Below are 17624 nucleotides of genomic sequence, written 5' to 3' on the forward strand. Positions count from 1 at the left end.
TCCAGCTTAAGGCAGCCTTAAGAGTTCAGGATCGGTCGCAATGAGATGAAGCATCCCTGCGCTTGCTGTTGATGATCCAGCTTCAGCCATCCACCACCCCGGGATCGTTGCTTTTTAACCATGCATCCTGGGTGCGGAGGAGAATTGCGGCGCGTTGGGATCTGCATCGATCATCCGATCAACCAGACCCTGATGACCAGGCTCACCGCTCCGGTCGTGCCGACGCCGGCGGCCCAGAGACCGACGAACCACAGCCAGCGGCTCGCGGCGGAGCCTTGTTCGAGATCGCCGCCCATCAGTGATACCCCTCGTGACCTGTCTTGCCGCGGAACACCCAGTACGAGTACCCGGTATAGACAAGGATGATCGGGATCAGCACGCTCGCGCCAACCAGCATGAATTGGAGGCTCACGTTCGGGGCAGCAGCTTGGTGAATGGTGACGGCGTTCGGCACTACGTAGGGGAACATGCTCACCCCCAAGCCAAGCAGGCAAAGGCCGAACAGCCCCAGCGTCAGCAGGAACGGCCAGTACTCCCAGCGTCGCATCAGGCTCACCAGCAGCGCCCCGGAGGTGATGCCCACGAGCAAGGGCACCTGTGCGGTGAACAGCACCTGCGGCCAGGCAAACCAGCGCTCGTAGTAGGCGCCACTCAGGAACGGCGTCGCCGCACTGACCGCACCGATACAGACAATCAAACCGATGGCGAGCTTACCGGCGAGACGGAAGCTGTGGTCCTGAACCGCACCTTCAGTCTTCATCACGAGCCATGTTGCGCCGAGCAGGGCGTAGCCGACCACGAGGCTGACCCCGACCAGGAGGCTGAAGGGCGTGATCCAGTCCCACCAGCCGCCGGCGTAGGAGCGTCCCTCGACCGCAATGCCCTGGAGCAGGGCGCCGAGCGTGATGCCCTGCGCCAGGGTGGCGACGATGGATCCCATCGTGAATGCGAAGTCCCAGTAGCGGCGATGGCCAGGATCGCGCCAGCGGAACTCGAAGGCGACCCCGCGGAAGATCAGCGCCAGCACCATGGCGATGATCGGCGCGTAAAGAGCCGGCAGGATGATGGCGTAGGCCAGCGGGAAGGCCGCCATGAGACCGCCGCCGCCGAGCACCAGCCAGGTCTCGTTGCCATCCCAGACCGGGGCGACGGAGTTCATGGCGCTGTCGCGTTCCGGTCCCGGCGCGAAGAACGGGAACAGGATGCCAATGCCGAGATCGAAGCCGTCCATCACGACGTAAGCGAAGACCGCAAACGCGATGACAAAGGCCCAGAGGGTCGGGAGATCAAAGACAGAGATCATGGTTCAGGCCTTCGCGCCGATGGTGCGGGCAGGGTCGACCGAGGGTGCCGGGGTGATGCCGGCAGTCCGGATCGGCTCGCGTCCGGCCTCGGGCCCGGTCTCGCCCGGATGCGGGGCCTTGCCCATGAGCTTGAGAATGTATCCGGTGCCCGCGCCGAACACGATGAAGTAGACGACGATGAAAGTCAGCAGCGACGCGGCAACCGCTGGAGCCTCAAGAGGTGAGGCCGACTGTGCTGTTCTAAGCAGACCATAAACGGTGAACGGCTGTCGCCCGACCTCGGTGGTCACCCAGCCGGCGATCACGGCGACGAAGCCTGCAGGCCCCATGGCCAGCGCGAGCCAGTGCAGCGGGCGCCAGTCGTAGAGCCGGCCGCGGAAGCCCGCCCACAGGCTGAGCAAGCCAAGAGCCAGCATCGCGAAGCCCAGACCCACCATGATGCGGAACGACCAGAACACCACCGGCACATAGGGCCAGTTGGCGCGGTCGACGGTGTCGAGTCCGTCCATGGGCGCGTTCAGGTCATGCTTGAGGATGAGCGAGGACGCCTTCGGGATTGCGATGGCGTTGCGCACCGTGCCGGCCTCCTGATCGGGAATGCCGAACAGGATCAGGGGTGCGCCCTCCGGGTGGCTTTCAAAATGCCCTTCCATGGCCATGACCTTGGCGGGCTGGTGCTCAAGCGTATTGAGGCCGTGCATGTCGCCGGCGAAGATCTGGAGCGGGGCGACAACGGCCACCATGCCCATGGCCATCGAGAACATCACCTGGGCACCCTTGTTGGTACGCTCCCGCAGCAGGTGCCAGGCACCGACGCCGCCCACGACCAGAGCGGTCGTGAGATAGGCCGCCATCACCGTGTGCACCAAGCGGTAAGGAAAGGACGGGTTGAAGATGATCGCCCACCAATCCTCCGGCACGAACTGCCCGGCCTCGTTGATGCCGTAGCCGACCGGCGTCTGCATCCACGAGTTGGCGGACAGGATCCAGAAAGCCGAGATGAAGGTGCCGACCGCAACCGCAAGCGTCGCGGCGAAATGCAGCTTGCGGCCGACCCGGCCCATGCCGAACAGCATGATGCCGAGAAAGCCGGCCTCCAAGAAGAACGCGGTCATGACCTCGTAGGCCATGAGCGGCCCGATAACCGGCCCGGCCTTGTCGGAGAACACCGACCAGTTGGTGCCGAACTGGTAGGACATGACGATGCCCGAGACCACGCCCATGGCGAACGCTAGGGCGAAGATCTTGAGCCAGTACTTGAACAGGTTGAGATAGACCTCGCGCCCGGTCCACAGCCAAAGCCCCTCCAGCACCGCAAGATAGCTTGCCAGCCCGATGGAGAAGGACGGGAAGATGAAATGGAAGGAGACCGTGAACGCGAACTGAAAACGCGCCAGGAGCAGCGCGTCGAACTGGTCGAACATTTCTACTTGTCCTTGGGGTCGTCCCGGCGGCTCTTCTTCGATCCTGGCACGACGAAGAGGCGGTCCTTCATCTCCAAGATCTTCTGTACCTTCGAGCCGAGCGTCAGGAGCTGAACGAGGCGCTCGGTGTCGAGCCGCTGCACGTCGGCGTACCAGCCTGTGAGCAGCTCGAAGAGGTCGTGCATCTCGCGCATGCGCTCCTGCGCATGGCGCTCCTCGGCGCTGGCGGGCTCCTGCATGAGCACCTCGCGCAGGAGGGTCATGGTCGGGTCGATTTCCCGCTTCTTCCGCTCCTCGACGAGCGTGCGGACAATCTGCCAGATGTCGTCGGGCGTCGAGAAGTAGTCGCGCCGGTCCCCGGGCTTGTGCTGAAGCCGGACGAGGTTCCAGGCCTGCAACTCCTTGAGCCCCATGCTGACGTTGGAGCGGGAGACGCCGAGCCGTTCGACGATGTCCTCGGCGTTCAGCGGCTCCTTCGAGATGAACAGCAGGGCGTAGATCTGGCCGACGGTACGGTTGATGCCCCAGCGCGAGCCCATCTCGCCGAAGTGGAGCACGAAGGTCTGGACGAGGGGAGGGAGGTTCACGGCATCTCCTGAAATTTCAGAATATTCTGAAATATCGGTATGCATTGATGTAAGTCAAGTGCGCTGGGGATGCCCGACGCTCCCCATATTTCTTTCCGGCCGGGCCGCGGTTGCTACCGGATGCACGGGGCGTCTGCAGCCAGCGGCGGTCGCCGGATCCTTTCGGAAACTTCCTGCAGACCACCCTGCCGTCCCGGCCCCAGTTCCATGACAAACCGATTGGTCCGGGGTGAGGTGACGGTGGCTGAGACAGATTCAGTTGTTGGCGGACGGGGCTATGCGTGCTGAACCTGTCTCTGAATACGCCCCGACCGAGCCCATTGCGAACCCAGCGCGCACTCCGGACCGATCCTGCCGGTTGCGGAGAGCGAAGGAGGCCTTGGCCCGCCTGAGCGCCGCGTCCACGATGGCAAGACCGAGACCGCTGCCGACGGCGCTGCGATGGCGTCCACGGAAGAACCGATCGGTCACTTGGCCGATCTCGTCCTCCGGGATGCCGGGGCCCTCGTCTTCCACGGCGATCACCGGCGGGCTCGCGCTACCGTCGAGGAACCACCGCACGCGCCCGCCCGCCGGCGAGTGCTGCACGGCGTTCTCATGCAGGTTGCGCACGGCGAGATGAAAGAGCTCCCGGTTCATCCGGATCGTCGTGCGGTGGAGCGCGGGGTCGATCTCCACCGCAACATCCGTGTGGCTGGCTCTGAGACTGGCGGCGATGTCCTCGATGGCGCGCCCGACCGCGATGTCCTGCGGCTCGCCCTCGTCCGGAACGGCATCGAGCTCGGACATGGCGAGCAGCTGGCGCACAAGCCGGCTGGTGCGGTCGACGGCCACCAATGTTTGCCTCATCGCCCCTTCGCGTGTCTCCGAGTCCCTCGCCGCCAGGGCCACCTGGACCTGGGTGCGCAGGCCGGCCAGCGGGGTGCGCAGCTCGTGTGCGGCAAAGGCGGTGAAGCTGCGCTCGTGCTCGCGGGCCGCCGCGACCTTGCCGAACAGGCCGTTGAGGGCGTCGACCACGGGACGGATCTCCGAGGGCGGGCTGCCGACGCTGACCGGGCTCAGGTCCTCGGGGCCGCGCGCCTTGAGCCCCTGTGTGAGGCGGCGCAGGGGCCGCAGCCCGCTCCCGACGCTGGCCCAGATCAGGAAGGCGAGCAGGGGGACCACGACGATGGCCGGCAGAACAAGTCCCCGGACGAGGTCGGTGACGAGGCGGTCGCGCAATCCGAGCCGGTCGCCGACCAGCACACGAATGCCTTTTTCACGGTCGGCGACGGCGTAGACCCGCCACGGCTCGCCACCGACCTCCTGCTCCGAGAACCCGCTGGACTCGTTCGACAGCGCGGCCTCCGGCGCGCCGCTGGAGCGGCCGATCAACCGGCCGTCGAACGACCAGATTTGGCACGAAAGCTGGCGCTCGTACCCCACATGCGTTGGCTCCGGGAGCGGGATGGAGGCCGGGGCTTCGCCGGCGCGGGCCGACAGCGCGATCTCGCCGCTGGTGACCAGCGAGCCGACCATGCGGGCCGCCTCCATGAGGCGGGTGTCGAGCACGTGCTGCAGCTGCCGCTTGGTGTCGAGATAGATCCAGGCGGTCGCGAACAGCCAGATGCATGTCGTGGCGGCGATGAGGATGATGAAAAGGCGAGTGCGGATCGAGCTCATGTCAGGCGCTCCGGAGACGGTAGCCGAGGCCGCGCACGGTCTCGATGGCGTCGCGCCCGATCTTGACCCGCAGGTGATGGACGTGGACCTCGACGGCGTTGCTCTCCACGTCCTCCTCCCAGCCGTAGAGCCGGTCGGCGAGTTGGTCCTTCGACAGCACCGCGCCGGGATGCCGCATAAGAGCCTCCAGGATCGAGAACTCGCGGCGGGAGAGGCCAACCGGATTGCCGTCGATCTCGACGGTGCGGCGGCCTGGATCGAGTTCAATGCCGTTCCAGGACATGGTCGGCGTTGCCCGCCCGGCGGCCCGGCGGGAGATGGCGCGCAGACGGGCGGCGACCTCGTCGAGATCAAAGGGTTTTCCGAGATAGTCGTCCGCGCCGCTGTCGAGGCCGCCGATCCGGTCGGCCACGGTGTCTTTTGCGGTCAGCAGCAGAACCGGCGTCGCGTCCTGGCGCCGACGCAGCTCGCGCAGGATGTCGAGCCCGGAGCCGTCCGGCAGCATCAGGTCAAGAACAAGAGCGTCGAACTCGGCTGTGGCGAGCGCGGCCCGGGCGTCGCCGCAGGACGCCACCGCATCGACCGTGAAGCCGTGAATGCCAAGGCCGACCTTCAGCCCGTCGAGCAGCATCGCATCATCTTCAACCACAAGAATACGCATCGAGCACCTCCGCGGGCTCTGTCGCCCGCTACCCTTAAGGCTGCCTTAAGGTTGGCCGGGAGTTTGGGGGGACACTGTCCTGGTCGCGAGGATTCGCTTGTCCCACAACCTTATCCGAATTGTGTTCGCGCTCGCTGTGCTGGTCCTTGGCTCCGCCGGGGCGCGGGCGCAGTTCAACATCCCGAAGGCTGACGAGGTGTTCAGGCTCAGCGCCTCGAAGAGCGCCGATGGCGGTATCGTCCTCGATTGGGCGATTGCGCCGGACATGTATCTCTATCGCGACAAAGTGATCGTCTCGGCCTCTCCCGGCGACGCCCAGCCGATGCCGGTCGAAACCAGCTCCGGCCAGAGGAAAGACGATCCCACCTTCGGCGAGACGGAGGTCTACCATGATGCGGCCCGCGCGACGGTGTCGGCCGGCTCGCTGGCCGCCGCCGGCTCGCCGCGGATGGTCCATGTCACCTATCAGGGCTGCGCCGAGAAGCTCGGCATATGCTATCCGCCTGAGACAAAGGCCATCGAGCTTGCCACGCTTCCGGTGGCGGCAAACCAGGGCGCGGCGGCTTCGAACGGCGGTTTACCCTGGAGCACCGTGCCAATCGGCCCCTCGCAGGCGGTTGAGACCACCGCGTCGGACACGGCCGTGCCGGCGACACCACAAACGGTCCCGCAACGCGATGCCTGGATGAGCGGCAGCCTGGCGTCGGTCTTGGCGACCTTCCTCGGCTTCGGCCTTCTGCTGACCTTCACACCCTGCGTGCTGCCGATGATCCCGATCCTGTCGGGCATGCTCGCCCGCAGCGGAGGCCAACTCTCGGCGGGGCGGGGCTTCGCGCTCTCGACTACCTACGTGCTCGCCATGGCAGCCGCCTATGGCCTGCTCGGCATCGCCGCGGCCTGGTCCGGGCAGAACCTGCAGGCCGCGCTTCAGACATCGTGGGCGCTGGGCGCCATGAGCCTGCTGTTCATGGTCCTGGCACTGTCGATGTTCGGCCTGTTCGAGCTCCAGCTCCCCAGCTCCTGGACCAGTTTCATCTCGGGTCGCACCTCGGGGATGGGCGGCTCGCTTCCCGGCGCGGCGGCCCTCGGCTTCACCTCGGCCCTGATCGTCGGCCCCTGCGTGACACCTCCGCTGGCCGGGGCTCTTCTCTACGTCTCGCAGACCGGTGACATGATGCGCGGCGCGGCGGCCCTGTTCATGCTGGGCCTCGGCATGGGCCTGCCGCTGATCGTGTATGGCACCGTTGGGGCCAAGGCCCTGCCGAAATCCGGTCTCTGGCTGGTGCGCGTCAAGCAAGCCTTCGGCGTCGTCTTCCTCGGCGTCGCCATCGCGATGGTCTCGCGCATCGCACCGCCTCAGGTGTCGCTGGCGCTCTGGGCGCTGCTTGCCATCAGTGCCGGCGTGTTCCTCGGCGCTTTCGACCCGGCGCCCGGCTGCGCGATCCGCCGGGTCGCGAAGGCAGCGGGCATTGCCGCGGTTCTCTACGGCGGAACGCTGGTGGTGGGCGCCGCGTCCGGGGCGACGGATCCGTTGCAGCCTCTGGCCACCTTGGCACGGGGCTCGGCGCCCGCCGCAACGAGTGAGCTTGCAGCCACCCGCGTCACCACGCCGGCGGAGTTCGACGCCGCGGTCGAGACGGCCCGGGCGCAGGGCAAGCCGATCCTCGTCGACTTCACCGCCGAGTGGTGCGTGACCTGCAAGCAGATCGACCGCGACGTCTTTGCCGATCCCACCGTGAAGGCAAGGCTCAAGGATATCCCCTTCATCCGTGCCGACGTGACGGAATACAACGAGGCGAGTCGCAATCTCATGCGGCGCTTTGGCGTGGTCGGGCCACCGACGATCCTGTTCCTCGACCCAACGACGGGACGAGAGCTCGCCCCGGCCCGCACCATCGGCATCATTGATGCGGATGGTTTCCTCCAGAAGCTCACAACGGCAGGCGCATGATGGCTGCCGGATCTTTCCGTTCCCGCGCCCCCACGCGGACGGACGCATGGTCGCGCAGGACATTCCTGAGGTTTGCAACCCTGTCGTCAGGATTGGCGCTCCTGCCGCCGATAGCGGGAGCGCAGGCCGCGGAACTGGCATTCGCACATGTCACCACACGAGAGGCATTCAAGGCGGCGGTCAGGCGCGCGCTCGCCCGGAGGAAGCCGGTGCTGGCGTACTTCACAGCGGAGTGGTGCCCGATCTGCAAGAGCATCGACAGCCGCGTGTTCTCCAATCCTGTGATCAAGAGGCGGCTTGAGCGCATCGCCCTGGTGCGGGCGGACGTGACGGCTGCGGATGCCGGCAACCGGGCGCTCATGGAACACCTTCGGGTCGTGGGCCCGCCGACGATGTTCGTCATCGATCCGAAGGATGGGCGGGAGATGCCCGGAACCCGGCTGACCGGGGCCGTCGACGCCAACCTCTTCCTCGACACGATCAATCTCGCAGGGCTTTAGGCCCGCGACCGTCCTTCATCGCATTCCAAGGAGTCAACAATGCTCTTCCTGACCAGATCTCTCTTCGCCGCCGTTTTGGCTGCATTGTCTGTCGCTTTCGTCATGCCGGCCGCGCCGGCTCTGGCCCAGGACATCTCGGTCGACGCAATCCTGAACGATCCGCAGGCGCCCTTTGCCGGCAACCCGAAGGGCGATGTCACCATTGTGGCTTTCCTCGATTACAACTGCCCCTTCTGCAAGAAGTCGGCACCGGACCTGGAGAAGCTCGTCAAGGCCGACGGCAAGATCAGGCTCGTCTACAAGGACTGGCCCTTTCTCGCGCCCACCTCCGTTCATGGAGCGCAGCTCGCGCTCGCCGCCAAGTACCAAGGCAAGTACGAGCAGGTGCATCATGCATTGATGGGCATTCCGGGCAAACGGGTCGGCAAGGAGACAATGACCGAAGCTGTCCAGAAGTCCGGCGTCGACATGGAGCGGCTGAACGCGGACCTGAAGCAGCACGGCACCGAGATCCAGGCGCTGATCCAACGCAACCTCGACCAGGCCGATGCGCTTGGGCTGACGGGGACGCCGGTCTACCTGATCGGCCCGTTCAAGGCGTCCGGAGCGCTCAGCTACGAACAGTTCCACAAAGCAGTCGCCGAAGCCCGCGCTAAGGGCAAGCAGTGACCCGCATCCGCATCCCTCTGTTTCCGATCTCGCTCGCTCACAGGCCATCCATGTTCAAGCTCGTAAGGCCGGCAGGCCTGCTCCGTCTTCTTGCCCTCATCCTGCCGGCCGCTCTGGCCGCCTGCAACACGACCGCAAGCGCGCCGCCTCAACCGATGGCCGCGGCGCCGGCTGTCGATCCGGTGACGGCCGAGCGCTATGCCGCGGTGACCACCGACAAGCATCCGGTGCCCGGTGTCGATCCCACCACGCTCAAGCCGCGCAACGTGCGCCAGCTCGTGGATTACGCGACTGCTGAGAAGCCAGGTACCATCGTGATCGATACGAACGCCCGCTTCATCTACCTCGTGCAGGAGGGCGGCAAGGCGCTGCGCTACGGCGTCGGCGTCGGCAAGGAGGGGCTGGAGTTCAAGGGCACGGCAACGGTGAATCGCAAAGCGCAATGGCCGCGCTGGACGCCGACGCCCGACATGATCAGGCGCGAGCCGGAACGCTATCGAAAGTGGGCCGGCGGCATGGAGGGCGGTACCGATAATCCGCTCGGCGCGCGCGCCCTCTACCTGTTCAGGGACGGCAAGGACACGCTCTACCGCATTCACGGCACCAATGAGCCCCAGACCATCGGCCAGGCCATCTCCTCGGGCTGCATCCGCATGATGAACCAGGACGTAATCGACCTCTACAGCCGCGTTCCGACCGGCGCCAAAGTCGTCGTTCTGTGACGACCGCCCGCCATTGCAGCGATATCAAACTCGATTGGAATGACACCATGATTTTCGACAGACGCCGGATCCTCCAGGGCGCCGCGCTGGCCCTCCTGGCACCGTCATCTTTCACGGCTGCCCAGGCCCAAAGCGGGGAGGGTTGGCACCCGCTCAAAGGGGACGACGGCAAGCCCGTGGCTAACGCGCGCCTGCCTGTCGAGCTGACGGGCGAGATCGAACATCTGCCCGGCGTGATCTGGGTGGGCTCGAAGAGTTCCGCCGTCACGCTCTACGAATTCTATGACTACAACTGCCCCTATTGCAGGGTGGCGGCGAAGGACCTGCACGCCCTCGTGAGGAAGAGGCCGGAGCTGCGCCTCGGACTGATCAACAATGCGATCCTGTCCCTCGGTTCGATGCAGGCCGCGAAGGTGGAGCTGGCGCTGCTCCTGCTGAAAGGGCCGGTAGTGGCCTACGATTTCCACCAGCGTCTGTTCGCCATGTCGGGCACGAACGACGGCCAGCGGGCGCTCAAGCTCGCCGAGGACCTCGGTGTCCCAAGACGCCAGATCGAGCCCACGGCCGACAGCAAGAAGGTGGGCGGCATGCTGCGCGAGCAGTCGTCGCTCGCGGCCAACCTCGGGCTTGCGGCAACGCCGTCCTTCGTCGCTGGCGGAGTTGGCGTGCTCGGCTATCCCGGCCCCAGAACCATCGGTGGGATTGTTGCCGCCCTCGACCGATGCGGCGAGGTCGTCTGCCCCTCCTGACGTGACGCGTCAGGTCGAAACACCAACAATGAAAGCGTTGTAGAATGCGGATGAACTCGGCGCGTGGCGTTTTGAGCGGAGTGATCCTTGCAGCGACCCTTGCCGGCTGCGTGACGGTTGGCGACCCGAGGCATCTGAAGCCGGTCCCCCCAAAGCTCGTCGCCAGCATGCAGGCCAACGGGATGACGGTCTCCGATCCCATCCTCATTCGCGTCTTCAAGAAGGAGGCGGAGCTGGAGGTCTGGAAACGCGACCGGACCGGCCAGTACGCCCTTCTCAAGACCTACCCGGTCTGCCGCTGGTCGGGGCAGCTCGGGCCGAAGATGCAGGAGGGAGACCGGCAGACGCCCGAGGGGTTCTACACGGTGCGGGCCGGCCAGATGAACCCGAACTCCGCCTACTACCTGTCGTTAGACCTTGGCTTCCCGAACGCACTGGACTGGGCCCTCGGCCGGACGGGCTCGGCGCTGATGATCCACGGTGCCTGCTCGTCCTCGGGCTGCTTCGCCATGACGGATGACGGCGCCGCCGAGCTCTTCGCCCTGGCGCGAGAGGCCATTAAGGGCGGACAGGAGGCGTTCCAGGTCCAGTCCTTCCCCTTCCGCATGACGCCGGAGAACCTGGCTGAGCACCGGGCGAGCCCGCACATCGCGTTCTGGCGCAACCTGAAGGAGGGCTCGGACCACTTCGAGGCGGCCCGCCAACCTCCGAAGGTGGCCAGCTGCGGCAGGCGCTACGTGTTCAATGCCAGCTCGAACAATCCCGGGGCGCGGTTCGATGCCGGAGCGGCCTGCCCCGTGTACACGGTCGAGGCAGGGACCGCCATGATGGTGGCGGCGAAGCAGGCGCGGGACGAGGCGCAGGTGAGGGATCTCGTCGCCGCGGGGCGGACGGCTGTATCCTACACCTATGTCGACGGGTCGATGCACCCGTCGTTCCGGGAGATCCTGCGCCGTTCAGGATCGGCGCGCCTCCAGGCCCTGACCTCGGGGACGGTGGAGGTCAGCCGTCCGGAAACAGCCCTGGCCGAACCGAAAGTCACGCCGGCAGGGCCCACCCCTGCCTGGACCTCCAGCACCGTCCAAAACGATGGAACCTGAGTGGCTGATCCCGGTCGATCCCTGTAGCCGTTTCATCTGCATCTGCTAGAGGGAGAACCCGATCCCCACACGAGAACCGGGAGACCAACCCCGGCGAGGACACTCCCTTGGCCCTCTTTGCCCTCGGCACATCGTTCTGCATCGCGCTGGCAACGCTCATCTCCGCCGAGGTGGTGAAAGCGGTCGGCGGTCCCATGGCGCTGTCGCGCTGGCGCATGCTCATCGGCTTTCTCATGCTGGCCCTCATCGCCACCGCGGTTGGAGGTTGGGACAGCCTGTCAGCCAGCCACCTCCCGCTGATCGTGTTGTCGAGTCTCGTGGCCATCGTCGTGGCGGATCCGGCGCTGAACGCAGGCATCGCCCTCATCGGGGCGCGGCGGACGGGCCTGATCTTTTCGCTGAGCGCGCCCTTTGCCGCTGCATTGGGGTTCCTGGTTCTCGGGGAGACGCTCGGCCCGAGCCAGTTGGTCGGCTGCGCTCTAGTGGCGGGAGGGATCGCCTTCGCTGTCGGCTTCAGCCGCAAGCCGGCGGCTTCAGGCACCGGTTCGGACCGGAACGCCTCCGTCCATGCCGAGGTCCGGCTGTCGGCCGCGGGCGTACTGCTGGCCGTGCTCGCCGCCTTCGGCCAAGCCGTCGGGATCCTCTCCATGCGGCCTGTGATGCTCGACAACCCGGATCCTTTTGCGGTGATGGGGGCCCGCGGGCTCGTGGCTGTCGTTGTCCTGTGGGCTTGGCATCTGGCATTCCCGGGGACGTGGAAGACCGGCATCTCCGTCCCGGATTGGAAAACCCTGGCCCGTGTCTCGCTCGGGGTCTTCATCGGTTACGTGGTCGGGATGTCGATGCTGATGATCGCCCTGACCGGCACCAGCGTGGCGGTCGCCTCAACGCTCTCTTCGATGGCCCCGATTGCCATTCTGCCGATGCTGTGGCTGCGCACGGGCACCAGGCTCGCGTGGCAGGCCTGGTGCGGCGCGTTCGTGACGGTTCTCGGCACCGCCGTCCTGTTCTGGCGCTAGTAGGCCTGAGAGGGGCAGGCATAGCTGCCCGCACCTTTAGGGGCATCGATCAAGCCGGCTCAAGAGGATCAGGTGCTGGAAGACCGCTTGTTCGAGGTGGCCTCCAGCTGCGGCCGCAAGGCCTCCAGATTGTAGCCCGCTCCCGAGGTCGTCTGCAGGATCTCATTGACTGAGAGGCGGTCGCTGGCCGCCAACGCCCACAGGGTGGTCGAGCGCGTTCCTGTGCGGCAAAAGGCGAGGGCGGGCTTCTCCGCCCCGCCGAGGGCTGTCCTGAACGCCTCGACCTGGGCGTCGGAAATCTGGCCCGAGACGGCCGGGATGTGATGGTACGTGAGGCCGAGGCGCTTCGCGGCAGCCGCGAGCTCCTCGCTCGGGGGCTGATCCGGAGCCTCGCCGTCGGGACGGTTGTTGATGATGGTCTTGAAGCCCGCGGCCGCGGCCTCCTCAAGATCCCGCTCGGTCAGCTGGTGCGCGACCGAGATGTTGGGCGTCAACTTGGTGACCTTCATGCGGCGTCTCCTTTCAAGGGGTTGAGAACTGGCGAACCCAGTCGTGGAGAGTGGACAGGTTGGCCAGCCCGGCCTGCCGGGCGACGACTGAGCCGCCCTTGAGGACGAAGAGGGCCGGAATGCCCTGAACCCCGAGCCGTCCGGCCAGCTCCGGCTCGTCGTCCACGTTGACCTTCACGAACCGGGCCTTCGGTTCGAGCTCCTTCGCCGCCCGCTCGAAGATCGGCGCCATGGCCCGGCAGGGGCCGCACCAGGGCGCCCAGAAATCAGCGATCACCGGAATGTCGCTGCGCTCGGCGTGGCGCTGGAAACGCTGGCCATTGAGCTCGATGGGATGCCCTTCGAAGAGCCTTGCCTTGCAGCTGCCGCAGACCGCCTGCGATGCAGGTCGATCCTGCGGAACGCGGTTGACGGCATCGCACTGGGGACAGACCACATGAAACGACTTCGACATGAGCCACCTCCTGACTTTTCGCCTCAGAGCAGGTTGAGGCTGCGCACCAGCATGTAAATCGCCACGACGAAGATCAGGCCGGCAAAGACCGTGTTGAGCGCGCCTTTCCTGCCAGCGAGTGTCGTGGCCAGGCGGGCGCCGAGCAGGCCGCCCAACACCCCGCCGCCAATGAACAACGCCGCCAGGGTCCAATCGACCAAGCCCGAGGAGGCGTAGCTGGCCGCGGTGGTGAGACCGAAGCCGGTCACCGCCACAAGGGAGGAGCCGACGGCGTACAGGATTGGCATGCCAGTCGCCATGATCAGGCCCGGCACGATCAGGAAACCGCCGCCGATGCCGAAGAAGCCCGACAAGGTTCCCGTCGCCAGGCCGATCCCAACCAGCTTGAGGAAGTTCTCTCGGCCGAGACGCACGTTTTTGTCGCCCTCGCCGGAGCGCTTTCGCAGCATGAGGGCCCCGACGATCATCATCAGCACGGCGAACAGGGCGAGGAGCTTCTGGCCGTCGACCATCTTGCCAAGTGAGGAGCCGCCGAAGGCACCGAGGATGCCGGCGACGGTGTAGACCAAGGCACAGCGCCACTTCACGTTCTTGGCGCGGGCATGGTTGGCGAGATTGGCGGCGGCGTTGGCCGCCACCGCAATCGCGCTCGTGCCGATGGCCACGTGCGGGTTGGTCACGCCGACCAGGTAGACAAGCAGCGGCACCGCCAGGATCGAGCCGCCGCCGCCCACGAGGCCAAGCGTGAAGCCGACGAGCGAGCCCGAAGCGAGGCCGAGGGCGCTCTGGGTAAGGGACAGTGTCATCATGGTCTTCTGCTGTGGCGGTGACAGGGATGTTGAATGCTTCAGGCGTGCTTGGGTCGGGCGAAGGCGGCGCGGTTCCAAGGGGCCTTCTTCAGGATCCGGGCCATGCCGCAGAACCCGGTGACCCCCGCTACCGTCAGGCCGGTGCCGACAAAGGCTGGAATGGCAAAGAACCAGGGCGACACGAACAGACCCAGCATCGTGCCGAGGAAGACTATGCTCCCGGCCCCGATCTGCACCTGACGCTGCAGCTCCAGTGGCTGGCGGCGGTCGACCGCGACCGGCAGGCCAGCCTTCTTCCAGGCGTCGAGGCCGCCCTCAACGATGAAGGCCTCACTCGCGCTGCCGACCTTGGCGGCAAGACGGGCAGCGTTGCCCTGGGTCCGGGCTCCGCTCTTGCAATGGAAGATCACCCGCTGGCCTTCGGGATGGGCAAGGTCCGCCTGATCCAGCCGGGATAGGGACGCCAGGCGGGCGCCGGGGATGTTCTCCCGGGCGTGCTCGTCGGCCTCGCGGATGTCAACGAGGACGGCGCCCTGGTCGAGCAGGCGCTTGGCTTCGGTAGGACTGAGGGTGGGAAGCGACATAGTGTGTCTCCGGATGGGGATCGGCCGTCAAAGCGGCTCGTACTACATTAGATATTGCTTATTTAGATATTGCTTATATATTGTCAACTACAACGGCAAACGAACCATTGAGGAGGTTCAGACCATGTCAGGCCAACCCATCATCCGGGCATTCTTCGACGAGCCCACCAACACCGTTAGCTACCTGGTCGCGGATCCGGCGACCAAGAGAGCGGCGATCATCGACCCTGTCTTCGACTACGACCACAATTCGGGCACGGTCGACACGCGCTCGGTCGAGGCGATGCTCAAGGCGGCTGAGGAGGCGGGCTATACCGTTGAGTGGGCGCTGGAGACCCACGCTCATGCCGACCACCTCTCAGGCGCGCCCTACATCAAGGCCAGGACGGGGGCGAAGATCGGCATTGGTGAGCACATCAAGGACGTGCAGAAGATCTTCCGCCCGATCTTCAATGCCACCGATCTCACTCCAGACGGCAGCGACTTCGACCATCTGTTCAAGGACAGCGAGCGCTTCACCATCGGCGAACTCGATGTCGAGGTGCTTCACACGCCAGGCCACACCCCGGCCGACATCTCCTACAAGGTCGAGGACGCGGTGTTCGTGGGCGACACGATGTTCATGCCGGACTACGGCACCGCCCGCGCCGACTTCCCCGGAGGTGATGCCCGCCAGCTGTACCGCTCGATCAGGCGCCTGACCGCGCTTCCACCCGAGACGCGGCTGTTTATGTGCCACGACTACAAGGCGCCGGGCCGCGACACCTATGCCTGGGAGACCACGGTCGCGGAGCAGCGCGAGAGGAACGTGCATGTGAAGGAGGGCGTCACCGAGGAGGAGTTCGTGGCCATGCGAACCGCTCGTGACGCGAAGCTGGCTGCACCCCGGCTGCTGCTGCCCTCGATCCAAACCAACATCAGGGCTGGGAAATTCCCGCCGGCGGAAGCGAACGGCGTCCGCTACCTGCTGATCCCGGTCACCATGAAGGGCGGGGCCGAGGAGGTCGTCTAACTGGAAGAGCCCTGGCCTGGGCCATGGCCGGGGCTCCTTTCAGCCACTGAGATCAGCCTGGAGGAGGATGACCATCCCGAGCACACGGCAGGAGCACGTCATGAAGCACGTCCACACAGTTCCGTGAGATCGGACCCGCCTGCGGAACCGGAGTTTCACCCAGACGTCTGTAGGAATGTCGCCTTGTATTCCTACCAGAAGGACTTTTCCCTATGCGTCGTGTCGGTCTGCTTGTTGCGTCTTTGCTTGGCACTCTCACGCTCGGAGCCAGTTGGGCAAAGGCAGACGTCCTGATCACCGTCGACAAGCCTACCCAGCGCATGTCGGTCTCCGTGGATGGCCAGCCGCGCTACGCTTGGTCGGTATCGACGGGCAAGGCAGGGCACGAGACACCGGCCGGCACCTTCTCCCCATCGCGTCTGGTGAAGGACCATGCCTCCAAGGAGTGGGACAACTCACCCATGCCGCACTCGATCTTCTTCACGCACCGGGGCCATGCGATCCATGGCAGCAACGCCACCCGTAGTCTGGGGCAGACCGCATCCCATGGCTGCGTCCGCCTTGCGCCCTCAAATGCGTCGAAGCTGTTTGCCCTCGTCCGCAGCGAGGGACTCGGGAAGACGAGAATTGTGATCCAAGGGGAGGAGCCGAAGAAACCCTCCGCCCAGAAGGTCAAGCGGGACCGACCGAAGATCCGATATGCTGAGCCGTCGTCATCTGGAGCACATTATTCCGGCCGTCGGCCGCAGCGCTCCGAGGCACTGCGCCCTGCGCCGACCAATGGGTATACAAGTCCGCTCGACACGCAAGCCATCTTCGATTGGCGATGAACGCCCTCTCATCCCAAGAGGCGATATCCCGCGATCTCGGCGGGGGTCACGGTATTGCTTGCGCTTTTCTACTTCGTCCCTCCGATGATGGTGTCTGACTCGACGACATGCTCTCCGGGGCGCCGTCAGGTTACCGAGCTGAAGTAACAAAGGCTCACTGAAGGCTGCATCCCTCATGGACGCTTTCCTGTGGTCACCGTTCCGCTAAACTGACGATGCCGCCACACGAACTGTGATCACCATGCGAGTATCGGCCATGTGACTGGTGGTTCTGCTGCGTCTACGCCTCCTCTCAGGGCTGTTTGTCAGTGGGCAAGGCCCATCGGCTTGAAGATCATCCAGATCGCCATGGCGACCATCATCAGGTCCTCGGTGAGCGACACGAAGCCGAGCGGCACGTTGCTGTCGCCGCCGACGCAGGCGCACTTCAGCTCGCGCTTGTCAACGTAAACAGCCTTGAACACTGAAACCGCGCCGACACCGCCGATGAAGAGCGCAACAGAGATCGACAGCCACATCAATGCGCCTGCGATCATCAGGACACCGGCGAGCGCCTCCGCGAAGGGGTAGACGTAGGCGTAGCGGACCCATCGTTGCGCCAGAAGATCGTAGTTAAGGAACATGGTGGCGAAGCCTTCCACGTCCTTGAGCTTCTGAAGAGCAAGAAGACACATCGCGATGGCGATGAACCATTCGGCAGCCTGGACAGTTGCGAGATTTCCGAAGGCCGCCCAGCTGGCGGCAAGCGCCATCAACGCCGCCATCGCGAAGAGTGCGATCACGGGCTTGTAGGTCACGGCATCCTTGTCCTTGACCTCGCGGCCGAAGAACCGGACGAGATCATCGTAACCGCCGATCCGTTGGCCGTCGATGAAGGTCTGGGGTGTCGTGTCTACATTGTGCTTGGCCTTAAAGGCGTCTGCCTCCTCGCGAGTGGTCAGCTGATGGTCGTCGACCTCGTAACCTTCGCGCTTGAGCAGGTCGAGCGCCTTCAGCCCAAAGGGACAAGTGTGCTCGGCTGTCGCCATCCGATGAAGTTCGGCACGTTTTGCTGCATAGGTCGCCATCGTCTTGTTCC

19 protein-coding genes and 1 pseudogene are annotated in these 17624 nt (G+C 65.3%); 9 read left to right on the top strand and 11 right to left on the bottom strand.

Annotation, left to right across the window (positions count from 1 at the left end; translation table 11 throughout):
- Positions 1-170: 170 nt before the first annotated feature.
- From JQC81_RS11255 to JQC81_RS11280, 6 genes are all read right to left on the bottom strand, one after another.
- Positions 171-296 (bottom strand): DUF2474 domain-containing protein, encoded by a 126-nt coding sequence (locus JQC81_RS11255; protein WP_203271900.1) that lies wholly within the window; start codon positions 294-296, stop codon positions 171-173.
- Entirely contained in the window at positions 296-1303 is a 1008-nt protein-coding gene (cydB, locus tag JQC81_RS11260; protein ID WP_203271901.1) for a cytochrome d ubiquinol oxidase subunit II, read from the bottom strand. The genes JQC81_RS11255 and cydB overlap by 1 nt, the downstream gene beginning before the upstream one ends.
- Positions 1304-1306: 3 nt before the next feature.
- The gene (locus JQC81_RS11265; RefSeq protein WP_203271902.1) at positions 1307-2728 is read right to left on the bottom strand and encodes a cytochrome ubiquinol oxidase subunit I; all 1422 of its coding nucleotides are present in this window, start codon (positions 2726-2728) and stop codon (positions 1307-1309) included.
- 2 nt (positions 2729-2730) lie between these two features.
- Positions 2731-3315: a GbsR/MarR family transcriptional regulator gene (locus JQC81_RS11270; protein ID WP_203271903.1), complete on the bottom strand. Its 585-nt coding sequence runs from the start codon at positions 3313-3315 to the stop codon at positions 2731-2733.
- A 255-nt stretch (positions 3316-3570) separates the two neighbouring features.
- Positions 3571-4977 carry an ATP-binding protein gene (locus JQC81_RS11275; RefSeq protein ID WP_203271904.1) on the bottom strand — a complete coding sequence of 469 codons (1407 nt, stop codon included), beginning with the start codon at positions 4975-4977 and terminating at the stop codon, positions 3571-3573.
- Position 4978: 1 nt separating this feature from the next.
- Positions 4979-5638 (bottom strand): response regulator, encoded by a 660-nt coding sequence (locus JQC81_RS11280; RefSeq protein WP_203271905.1) that lies wholly within the window; start codon positions 5636-5638, stop codon positions 4979-4981.
- A 97-nt stretch (positions 5639-5735) separates the two neighbouring features.
- On the opposite strand from JQC81_RS11280, the gene dsbD reads away from it, so the two are divergent.
- The 7 genes and pseudogenes from dsbD to JQC81_RS11315 all read left to right on the top strand — a co-directional run bounded on the left by dsbD (position 5736) and on the right by JQC81_RS11315 (position 12348).
- Entirely contained in the window at positions 5736-7589 is a 1854-nt protein-coding gene (dsbD, locus tag JQC81_RS11285; RefSeq protein WP_210347140.1) for a protein-disulfide reductase DsbD, read from the top strand.
- The gene (locus JQC81_RS11290; protein WP_203271906.1) at positions 7589-8089 is read left to right on the top strand and encodes a thioredoxin family protein; all 501 of its coding nucleotides are present in this window, start codon (positions 7589-7591) and stop codon (positions 8087-8089) included. The genes dsbD and JQC81_RS11290 overlap by 1 nt, the downstream gene beginning before the upstream one ends.
- A gap of 39 nt (positions 8090-8128) precedes the next feature.
- Positions 8129-8758 (top strand): DsbA family protein, encoded by a 630-nt coding sequence (locus JQC81_RS11295; RefSeq protein ID WP_203271907.1) that lies wholly within the window; start codon positions 8129-8131, stop codon positions 8756-8758.
- Between the two features lie 50 nt (positions 8759-8808).
- Positions 8809-9477 (top strand): annotated as a pseudogene (locus JQC81_RS11300) (L,D-transpeptidase); the annotation flags it as partial.
- Positions 9478-9527: 50 nt separating this feature from the next.
- Entirely contained in the window at positions 9528-10229 is a 702-nt protein-coding gene (locus tag JQC81_RS11305) for a DsbA family protein (protein WP_203271908.1), read from the top strand.
- 44 nt (positions 10230-10273) lie between these two features.
- Positions 10274-11329 carry a L,D-transpeptidase family protein gene (locus tag JQC81_RS11310; protein ID WP_246520357.1) on the top strand — a complete coding sequence of 352 codons (1056 nt, stop codon included), beginning with the start codon at positions 10274-10276 and terminating at the stop codon, positions 11327-11329.
- A 107-nt stretch (positions 11330-11436) separates the two neighbouring features.
- Positions 11437-12348, top strand: coding sequence for a DMT family transporter (locus tag JQC81_RS11315; protein WP_203271909.1), 912 nt, complete (start codon positions 11437-11439; stop codon positions 12346-12348).
- 68 nt (positions 12349-12416) lie between these two features.
- Here JQC81_RS11315 and JQC81_RS11320 read toward each other — a convergent pair whose 3' ends face one another.
- From JQC81_RS11320 to JQC81_RS11335, 4 genes are read right to left on the bottom strand one after another with little or no spacing between them, the layout of a single operon-like run.
- Complete coding sequence (locus JQC81_RS11320; RefSeq protein WP_203271910.1) at positions 12417-12857, bottom strand: protein tyrosine phosphatase family protein; 441 nt, start codon at positions 12855-12857, stop codon at positions 12417-12419.
- 13 nt (positions 12858-12870) lie between these two features.
- Positions 12871-13311, bottom strand: coding sequence for a thioredoxin TrxC (gene trxC / locus JQC81_RS11325; protein WP_203271911.1), 441 nt, complete (start codon positions 13309-13311; stop codon positions 12871-12873).
- Positions 13312-13334: 23 nt separating this feature from the next.
- Positions 13335-14117, bottom strand: coding sequence for a sulfite exporter TauE/SafE family protein (locus JQC81_RS11330; RefSeq protein ID WP_203271950.1), 783 nt, complete (start codon positions 14115-14117; stop codon positions 13335-13337).
- A 41-nt stretch (positions 14118-14158) separates the two neighbouring features.
- Entirely contained in the window at positions 14159-14704 is a 546-nt protein-coding gene (locus JQC81_RS11335) for a rhodanese family protein (protein WP_203271912.1), read from the bottom strand.
- A 124-nt stretch (positions 14705-14828) separates the two neighbouring features.
- Between JQC81_RS11335 and JQC81_RS11340 the strand changes: the two genes are divergently transcribed.
- Together JQC81_RS11340 and JQC81_RS11345 are read left to right on the top strand one after the other, a co-directional pair.
- Positions 14829-15716: an MBL fold metallo-hydrolase gene (locus JQC81_RS11340; RefSeq protein ID WP_203271913.1), complete on the top strand. Its 888-nt coding sequence runs from the start codon at positions 14829-14831 to the stop codon at positions 15714-15716.
- Between the two features lie 212 nt (positions 15717-15928).
- Positions 15929-16546 carry a L,D-transpeptidase gene (locus JQC81_RS11345; protein ID WP_203271914.1) on the top strand — a complete coding sequence of 206 codons (618 nt, stop codon included), beginning with the start codon at positions 15929-15931 and terminating at the stop codon, positions 16544-16546.
- 305 nt (positions 16547-16851) lie between these two features.
- Here JQC81_RS11345 and JQC81_RS11350 read toward each other — a convergent pair whose 3' ends face one another.
- On the bottom strand, positions 16852-17613 hold the full coding sequence (locus tag JQC81_RS11350; RefSeq protein WP_203271915.1) for a MauE/DoxX family redox-associated membrane protein: 762 nt from the start codon (positions 17611-17613) through the stop codon (positions 16852-16854).
- Between the last annotated feature and the right edge of the window lie 11 nt (positions 17614-17624).

Source organism: Microvirga arabica, from assembly GCF_016811235.1.
In the GTDB taxonomy this organism is placed as follows: Bacteria; Pseudomonadota; Alphaproteobacteria; order Rhizobiales; family Beijerinckiaceae; genus Microvirga; species Microvirga arabica.